5 protein-coding genes are annotated in these 7,434 nt (G+C 66.9%); 1 reads left to right on the top strand and 4 read right to left on the bottom strand.

Translation table 11 applies throughout. The annotated features are described in order from the left end of the window. Positions 1 to 80: 80 nt before the first annotated feature. Positions 81 to 1,736: an ABC1 kinase family protein gene (locus LOC59_RS07020; protein ID WP_229971180.1), complete on the bottom strand. Its 1,656-nt coding sequence runs from the start codon at positions 1,734 to 1,736 to the stop codon at positions 81 to 83. 202 nt (positions 1,737 to 1,938) lie between these two features. Here LOC59_RS07020 and LOC59_RS07015 point away from each other — a divergent pair, with 202 nt between their 5' ends. Next, positions 1,939 to 4,200: a glycoside hydrolase family 3 C-terminal domain-containing protein gene (locus LOC59_RS07015; RefSeq protein WP_229971178.1), complete on the top strand. Its 2,262-nt coding sequence runs from the start codon at positions 1,939 to 1,941 to the stop codon at positions 4,198 to 4,200. A gap of 39 nt (positions 4,201 to 4,239) precedes the next feature. On the opposite strand, the gene LOC59_RS07010 is transcribed toward LOC59_RS07015, so the two are convergent. From LOC59_RS07010 to LOC59_RS07000, 3 genes are all read right to left on the bottom strand, one after another. Further along, positions 4,240 to 5,535, bottom strand: coding sequence for an MFS transporter (locus LOC59_RS07010; RefSeq protein ID WP_229971176.1), 1,296 nt, complete (start codon positions 5,533 to 5,535; stop codon positions 4,240 to 4,242). A 129-nt stretch (positions 5,536 to 5,664) separates the two neighbouring features. Next, complete coding sequence (locus tag LOC59_RS07005; protein ID WP_227896801.1) at positions 5,665 to 6,099, bottom strand: acyl-CoA thioesterase; 435 nt, start codon at positions 6,097 to 6,099, stop codon at positions 5,665 to 5,667. Between the two features lie 169 nt (positions 6,100 to 6,268). Beyond that, positions 6,269 to 7,345 carry an ATP-dependent DNA ligase gene (locus LOC59_RS07000; RefSeq protein ID WP_227896802.1) on the bottom strand — a complete coding sequence of 359 codons (1,077 nt, stop codon included), beginning with the start codon at positions 7,343 to 7,345 and terminating at the stop codon, positions 6,269 to 6,271. Positions 7,346 to 7,434 lie beyond the last annotated feature (89 nt).

Genomic DNA, 7,434 nt, shown 5'->3' with positions numbered 1-7,434 from the left:
GAGCGGGGCAGGGGGTGCGACCCCCCCCACCACCGGCGGGCCCCCGGGGCCGGGGGGGCCCGGCCGTTCCTTTTCTTTGGTCAGCCGGCGTCCAGCCGCCGCTGTTTCCGTGCCGACCAGGCAAGGTAGCCGCCCAGCACGCCCGTTGACGCCAGCCCGGCGCCCATCAACGGAGCCTGCCAGCTGCGCCAGCGGTCGGCGTCGCCCAGCGTCAATTCGCCCACGCCGCGGATGAAGGCGGCCGCAAAGATGGCAGCCACCATCCTGTTGCCCACGCGTTCCAGGCGCTCCACCAGCGGGACGAGGTCCCCGGCACGCAGGTGCACCTCCATGCCTTCGAAGTCCAGCGTATTGACCAGCCGCTGGAGCTGGCCCGGCAGGTCCGCCCCCAGCTCCAGCAGTTCTCCCCCGGCCTTGCCGAGGCGCTTCGCGTAGTTGACCGGGTTCAGCTGCTCCACGGTCATCCGCTTGGCATAGGGCGCAAGGGTCTTGCCCATGCTGAATTCGGGATCCAGCACTTCGCCCATTCCCTCAGTCATGATCAGCATGCGCATGAGCAGGGCTATTTCGCGCGGCAGCTGCAGATGGTGGTTGCGGATGATCCCCAGGCCGGTGCTGATGATCCTGCCCACCGGTGCGTCCTTGAGCGTCCGGTTCGAGTACAGCCGGATCAGGGCCGCGAGGTCCATCCGGAGCTTCACCCGGTCCGGGCGGACCCGTGTGACGGTCATCCGCAGCAGGGCAGAAGCCATCCGGTCGGGGTCCTTCCGGATGACCGCGACGAACAGCGCCGAGAGCTGACCGCGCAGTTTGTCATCCAGCTCCCCCACCATGCCGAAATCGATCAGCCCGATCTGCGCATTCGGCTGCACGAAGATGTTCCCGGGATGGGGGTCAGCGTGGAAGAAACCGTCCTCGAAGACCATTTTCATTTCCGCATTGGCGGCCGTGGCGGCAAGCGCCTTGCGGTCGATTCCTGCTGCGTCCAGCGCCCTGGTGTCCGTCACCTTCATCCCGTACATCCGCTGCATGGTCAGGACGTTGTGGGTGCTGTGCTCCCAGTAAATATGCGGGATGAGCACTGCCGCGTCGTTCTCGAAGTTGACCGCAAAACGGTCGGCGTTCCTTCCCTCCTGGGCATAGTCCATTTCCTGGCGCAGGGTATCGGCGAACTCGTCGATGAATCCCTTGACGTCGTAGTCCCTGGCTGCTTCCCATCGCCTGCTGGCGTGCCCCGCCAGCGACTGCAGGATCGCCAGGTCTGATTCCACCGTCGGGCCGATGCCGGGCCGGCGAACCTTGACGACGACGTCGGTTCCGTCCGGCAGCGTGGCCGCGTAGGCCTGGCCAATGGAAGCGCTGGCAATCGGCGTCGTGTTGAACGCCGAAAACATCCTGAGCGGATCCTTTCCGAATTCCCGCTCCAGCTCGGCGTGGACATCCGCCCACGCGGCAGGTGCGGCCCTGTCCTGCAGTTTGGCCAGCTGTTCCATGTACTCGGGCGGAAGCAGGTCTGCGCGCGTGGAAAGCAACTGGCCCAGCTTGACGAAGGTGGGCCCGAGCTCTTCGAGGGCCCGGCGCAGGTATTCGGGGCTGTCAACGCGGGCAGCCTCCTGCGCGGACTGCCGGCGGAACGGGATCCTGGCTTCCAGGCCGGACACCGAAACCAGATAGCCCAATCCGTTGCGGTAGAGAATCTCGGCGATCTGCCGGTACCGGTCAAACTGGGATTTCATCGCCCTCTTCTCCCCTCGAGGCGGAACAGGACGTTCCACGGATCTATTCGAACGATAGCCCTGCCCGCAGGCCAGCAACAGGTCAGGACTGCCCACCGGCGGAACCGGCGGTGCATCACCGTAAAGCCCTTCCGCCACGGACGGCCCCGCGCCTAGACTCGGGCCACGCCGGCAGTACGGAATCCATGCAGGAGGCTCTTCCATGCCAACCCACGATCCGCGGAACGGCCTGACCCCCGCAGAGAAGGCTGGGCTGCTCTCCGGTGAGGGCTTCTGGAACACCCGGGGATCGGCCGGTGCCGGGGTGCGGCCCCTGGTGCTGACCGACGGCCCCCACGGAGTACGCCGCTCCGTGGACAGTCCGGACCTGGGCCTGGGTGAATCCGCGCCGGCAACGTGTTTTCCCTCCGAGTGTGCCACCGCCAGCTCCTGGAACCCCGAGCTGCTGGCTGAACTTGGCCGGGCCGCGGGACTGGAAGCTGCCGCACAGGGGGTGGATGTCCTGCTGGGACCCGGCCTGAACCTGAAACGCACCCCGCTGGGCGGGCGCAACTTTGAGTATTTTTCCGAGGATCCGCTGCTCAGCGGGCTGCTCGGGACCGCGTGGGTCCGTGGTGTCCAGTCCCAGGGAGTCGCTGCCTGCCCGAAGCACTTCGCTGCCAACAACCAGGAGACGGACCGGATGACTGTCGACGTCATCGTGGACCAGCGGACTCTCAGGGAGCTCTATCTGCGGGCCTTCGAAATGGTCGTGCGGCAGGCCCGGCCCTGGACGATCATGGCGGCATACAACAAGCTGAACGGCTTCCACGCAGCCCAGGACCCCTGGCTGCTCACACAGGTCCTGCGGAACGAATGGGGCTTTGACGGCGTCGTTGTCTCCGACTGGGGTGCCGTGACAGACCTGGCCGCTGCGCTCGCGGCCGGACTGGACTTGGAGATGCCCGCCTCCAACGGGATCGGGCCCCGCGAAGTCCTTGCGGGGCTGGATGCCGGACTGGTCTCACCCGGTGATGTGGACGCCGCGGTGGAGCGCCTCCGGGTCCTGGGCGAGCGCACTGCGGACAAGGTGTCCGGCCCGGCCGGCTACGCTGCCCATGACCGGCTGGCGAGGCGTGCTGCGGTGCAGTCCATGGTGCTCCTGAAAAACGACGGCGGCGTCCTGCCGTTCAGCGCGCAGCGGCGCCTGGTGGTGATCGGTGAGCTGGCGAGGACGCCCAGGTACCAGGGCAGCGGATCATCGCGGGTTAACCCCGTACGGCCCAGCACCCCGTGGAACGCCTTGGCGGCGCGGGTTCCGGAGGCACGCTTCACGGCAGGCTATGTGTTGGAGGAAGGTGGCGGGACGGACGGTGACGCGCTGGCGGCGGAGGCTGTAGCAGCGGCAGCGGACGGCGACCAGGTTGTCGTGTTCCTGGGACTGCCGGATTCGGCTGAAACGGAGGGCGCTGACCGGGTATCCCTGGACCTGCCGGAAAACCAGCTCAAGCTCCTCTCGTCCCTTGCGGCGGAGCGGGAAGACCTGGCAGTCGTCCTCTTCAACGGCTCCGCCGTGACCACGGCCTGGGCGCTTCAGGTGCCGGCTGTACTGGAAGGCTGGCTGGGCGGGCAGGGGTGCGGAGAGGCCGTGGCGGACATCCTCCTCGGCGACGTCAACCCTTCGGGAAAGCTGGCTGAGACGTTTCCGCTCTCTATCGAGGACACCCCTGCCTTCGGCAACTTCCCCGGTGAGGACGGCGAGGTCCGGTACGGCGAGGGCCTGCTGGTTGGGTACCGGTGGTACGACACCCGGCAGATGCCGGTTGCCTTTCCCTTCGGCCACGGGCTTTCCTACACCTCCTTTGACTACACCGGCCTGGAAGCCACGGCCGAGGGAACTGGAACCGGAGCCGCGGTGCGGGTCTGTGTCACCGTCACCGTCACCAACACCGGCGGCCGGGCGGGCGCGGAAGTGGTGCAGCTCTATGTGGGCGGGCCACCAAACGGCGTCCCGCGGCCCGCCCAGGAACTGCGTGGTTTCTCCCGGGTGGAGCTTGATCCCGGAGAAAGCACCCGCGTCACCTTCGACCTGGCTGCCGGAAGCCTGGACCGCTTCGATGCCGGTACCCGGTCATGGGTAACGGACAGCGGCGCCTACCTCCTGAAAGTGGGATCATCCTCGCGCGACATCAGGTTGAGCGAAATGATCGAGGTGGAAGGCAGCGGGCCATCTCCCCTTCCAACCGCCTCTTCGCCGGTCAACCAGTGGCTGGCGGACCCCCGGGCTGCCCGCGTTCTCCTGGAGTCGCTCACAGGCTCCAGCGGCGGGAACGGTGACCCGGCGGCAGCCGCTTCACTCTCAGCGGCCCTCAGTCTGATGGGCAGCCTTCCGCTGGATCGGCTGGGGAGGTTTCCCGGCGCTCCGCTGGGCGCCGAGCAGGCAGCGCGGCTGGCGCGGGAACTCGCAGAGGGCGCCGCGGACTGAAGAACGGACGTGCTCCGGAGCCGGCCCGCGCGGTCGGGCCTACGCCGGGCGACGGGCGCCGTCGGACACCTTGGCGGCGGCAGAGCCCGCAAAGAACAGCGCAGCGATACTGATCCCCACGACCGCCAGGGGAAGGATCCAGCTGCCAGACGCGCTGTGCAGTGTGCCCAGGACCACGGGACCGGTGGCAGCGACCAGGTAGCCGCCGCCCTGCACCATGGCGGAGAGCTGTCCCGCCTGCCGGCCCGAGCCGCCCATCCGCACGAGGATCAGCAGCAGGACGGTGATTCCGGCACCTTGCGCGACACCGCCCAGGGTGACCCAGACGGGCCAGGCCGCGGGTGCCAGCAGCAGGCCAGCTGGAAGCGCCGCCCAGGCCGCGCAGGTCAGCCACAGCAGGGTCCGGATCCTCAACCGGCGGGAGAGCAGCGGAACGGCCAGGGCTCCGACAATCGCCGGTCCCTGGAACAGGGAGGATCCGGCCCCGGCACCCGCGGTATCCAGACCGAGCAGATCTGTCAGCATCGTGGGCAGCCAGGTCGAGACGGCATAGAACGAAAAGGCCTGCCCGCTGAACGCAATCAGCATGACCCAGGCCTGGGGTGTTCGCCAGGCAGACCGTTGGGTGTCCTGCGGCGGCGCGTCCGGCTCGGTTCCGGCCGGGCCTCCGGCCTCTCCGGTGCTGCCGGTACCTCCTGGCGGGTCTTCCTTCTGCGTGCCGAGGAGAAAAACCCGCCAGCCGACGAGTGAGAGCCACGCCAGTGCTGCGGCAAGGGCCAGCGCGCTCCACACCACCATGGCTGTCCTCCAGCCAACTGCCTCGGCAAGCGGAGCTGTGAGGATGAGCGTGATCATGGAACCGATATTCATTGCGGCGGTGTAGACCCCGGTTACGAGCGGCACGCGCGCGGGCGCAAAGTCACGCCTGATGATCACCGGAACCAGGACGTTCCCGACGGCGATAGACGCACCAATGACAACCGTCCCGGCCAGCGCCAGCCCGGTTCCGCCTGAGGAACGCAGCAGCGTTCCAAACAGGATCCCTGCCAGGCACAGGGCTATGGCCTGGTCCGGCCCTCCGCGGCGCAGCAGGGGCAGCGCCAAGAAGGACACCACACCAAAACACGCGATGGGCAGGGCCGTCAGCAGCCCCGAGGTCTGCACTGACATGCCCAGCTGATCCTGGAGGATGCCGAGAATTGGCGCGGGCGCAACAATCGGTCCCCGCAGGTTTAGGGCAATGAGCACCATCCCGGTCAGGGCGCCCCAAAACATGAGGCGGGGAGTCCGCTGTCTTCCGTCCCGCCCGGTGGCAGCGGGGCTGTTGCTGTGCATCCTTACCCGTTTCGCTCAAGAACCGTACCGGCCGAACTCGACCGGCCTGCTCGGATTCTTTCAGCTGCGGGGCCCGCCGGCACGCCTAACGCGCCGTGTTACGTCCCGTGGCGGTTCCTGGGACCGGTCCTAGGGTACGGGCGGCACGGAGGGCAGGTGATGAGTGGGGAGCCGGTCGCGGTCGTAGGTGATGTCCGTGTAACCATGGGGCGCCGGCCGTCCATGTTCGTCAAGGTTGACGAACACGATCCGTTCGATCGTGAGGATGCTCGATCGGGTGATCATGTTCCGTACTTCGGCCTGCATGGTCAGGGACGTGGTGCCGAATTTTACGGCGCGCAGCCCCATTTCGATCAGGTCGCCCTGCTGGGCTGAGCTGACGAAATTGATTTCGGACATCAGCTTCGTCACGACCCTGCCGTTACCCATTTGGAGGATCGCATAGATGGTTGCTTCCTCATCGATCCAGCGGAGCAGCGAGCCGCCGAAAAGCGTGCCGTTCGCGTTTAGGTCCTCCGGCCGAACCCACTTGCGGGTATGGAAATTAATGTTGCCTTCTTGCATATTTCCCAGCGTATCTCCGCTCCGTGACCGCTCATGGCCACGGGAGAGCACGGCCACAGCCCGTTGTCTCATGCATCGCAGATGCATCGCAAAGCATCGCACGCGTACCCGCCACGGAACCCTGCCGCTGGGGTGGTCCAGCCGGTCCAACCATGTCAAGAAGCAGCCGCTACCCCGGCGGCGCCTGCAGAACGTCTGCCAGGTCGAAGCGGACCGGTTCATCCAGCTGGGCATAACCGCACGATTCAGGCTCCCGGTCGGGACGCCAGCGGACGAAGCTCGGCGGGTGCCGGAAGCGGTCGCCCTCCATATGGTCGTAGGCAACCTCGATCACCCGTTCGGGGCGAAGCGGCGTAAAGGAAAGGTCTTTGGTGCCGCTCCACCGGCTGCCTTCGGCGTTCCTGGGTGTGCGCGTTCCGGCGTCCTGCCCGGCCTGGGTCCAGGGATGGGAGCTGTCCCAGGTGACCAGGGGCTGCAGTTCTTCGAAGAGTTCTTTCCTGCGCTGCATCGGCAGGGCCCCCACCACACCCACGTTGGCGAGCACGCCGTCGTCGTCGTAGAGCCCAAGCAGCAGTGAGCCGATCCGGTCATCGCCGCTTTTGTGCAACCGGTAGCCGGCAAGCACGCAATCAGCCGTCCGCCGGTGCTTGATCTTATACATGGACCGTTTCCCGGGCTCATACGGGCCGGCCAGGTCCTTCGCCACCACACCGTCCAGGCCGGCGCCTTCAAACAGCTCAAACCATTCGGCAGCCGTCTGCGGATCCAGGGTCTGGCGGGTCAGGTGCAGCCTGCCGCCGGCGGCGCCGAGGGCCTGCTCGAGTGCGGCGCGCCGCTCCCGGAAGGGAGCATCGGCCAGGTTCGTGTTCCCCAGGGCCAGGAGGTCGAAGGCCACAAAGGAAGCCGGGGTCTGCTGCGCGAGGAGTTCCACTCGGCTGGCCGCTGGATGGATACGCTGCTGCAGGAGGTCGAAGTCCAGGCGTGTGCCCCCGTCGCTGACCAGGATGATCTCGCCGTCCACGACGGACTTCTCCGGCAGGCCCTTCCGGAACGCTTCCACCAGCTCTGGAAAGTAGCGGTTCATGGCCCGGCCGTTCCTGCTGGTGATCTCCACCTCGCCGCCGTCACGGAAGACGATGGCGCGGAAACCGTCCCATTTCGGCTCATACGCGTACCTGCCCTCGGGAATCCGGTCTACGGCCTTGGCCAGCATGGGCTCCACGGGGGGCTGCAGCGGCAGTTCCATCGGGTACCTTCCTTCGGGGCGGGCCATGTCCTGGTGTGCTCCACCGTAGGATGCAAATATGAGTCTGAAAAGCGCGGCAGAGGTGCCTG

This window comes from Arthrobacter sp. zg-Y916, from assembly GCF_020907385.1.
GTDB classification, from domain to species: domain Bacteria; phylum Actinomycetota; class Actinomycetes; order Actinomycetales; family Micrococcaceae; genus Arthrobacter_B; species Arthrobacter_B caoxuetaonis.
The sequence above is the reverse complement of the archived record's forward strand: the minus strand, read 5'-3'. Positions and strand labels throughout refer to the sequence as shown.

Excerpts from the sequence above, each read along its gene's own strand:
- LOC59_RS07020 (WP_229971180.1), bottom strand. The coding sequence starts at position 1,736 with ATGAAATCCCAGTTTGACCGGTACCGGCAGATCGCCGAGATTCTCTAC.
- LOC59_RS07015 (WP_229971178.1), top strand. The coding sequence starts at position 1,939 with ATGCCAACCCACGATCCGCGGAACGGCCTGACCCCCGCAGAGAAGGCT.
- LOC59_RS07010 (WP_229971176.1), bottom strand. The coding sequence starts at position 5,535 with ATGCACAGCAACAGCCCCGCTGCCACCGGGCGGGACGGAAGACAGCGG.
- LOC59_RS07005 (WP_227896801.1), bottom strand. The coding sequence starts at position 6,099 with ATGCAAGAAGGCAACATTAATTTCCATACCCGCAAGTGGGTTCGGCCG.
- LOC59_RS07000 (WP_227896802.1), bottom strand. The coding sequence starts at position 7,345 with ATGGAACTGCCGCTGCAGCCCCCCGTGGAGCCCATGCTGGCCAAGGCC.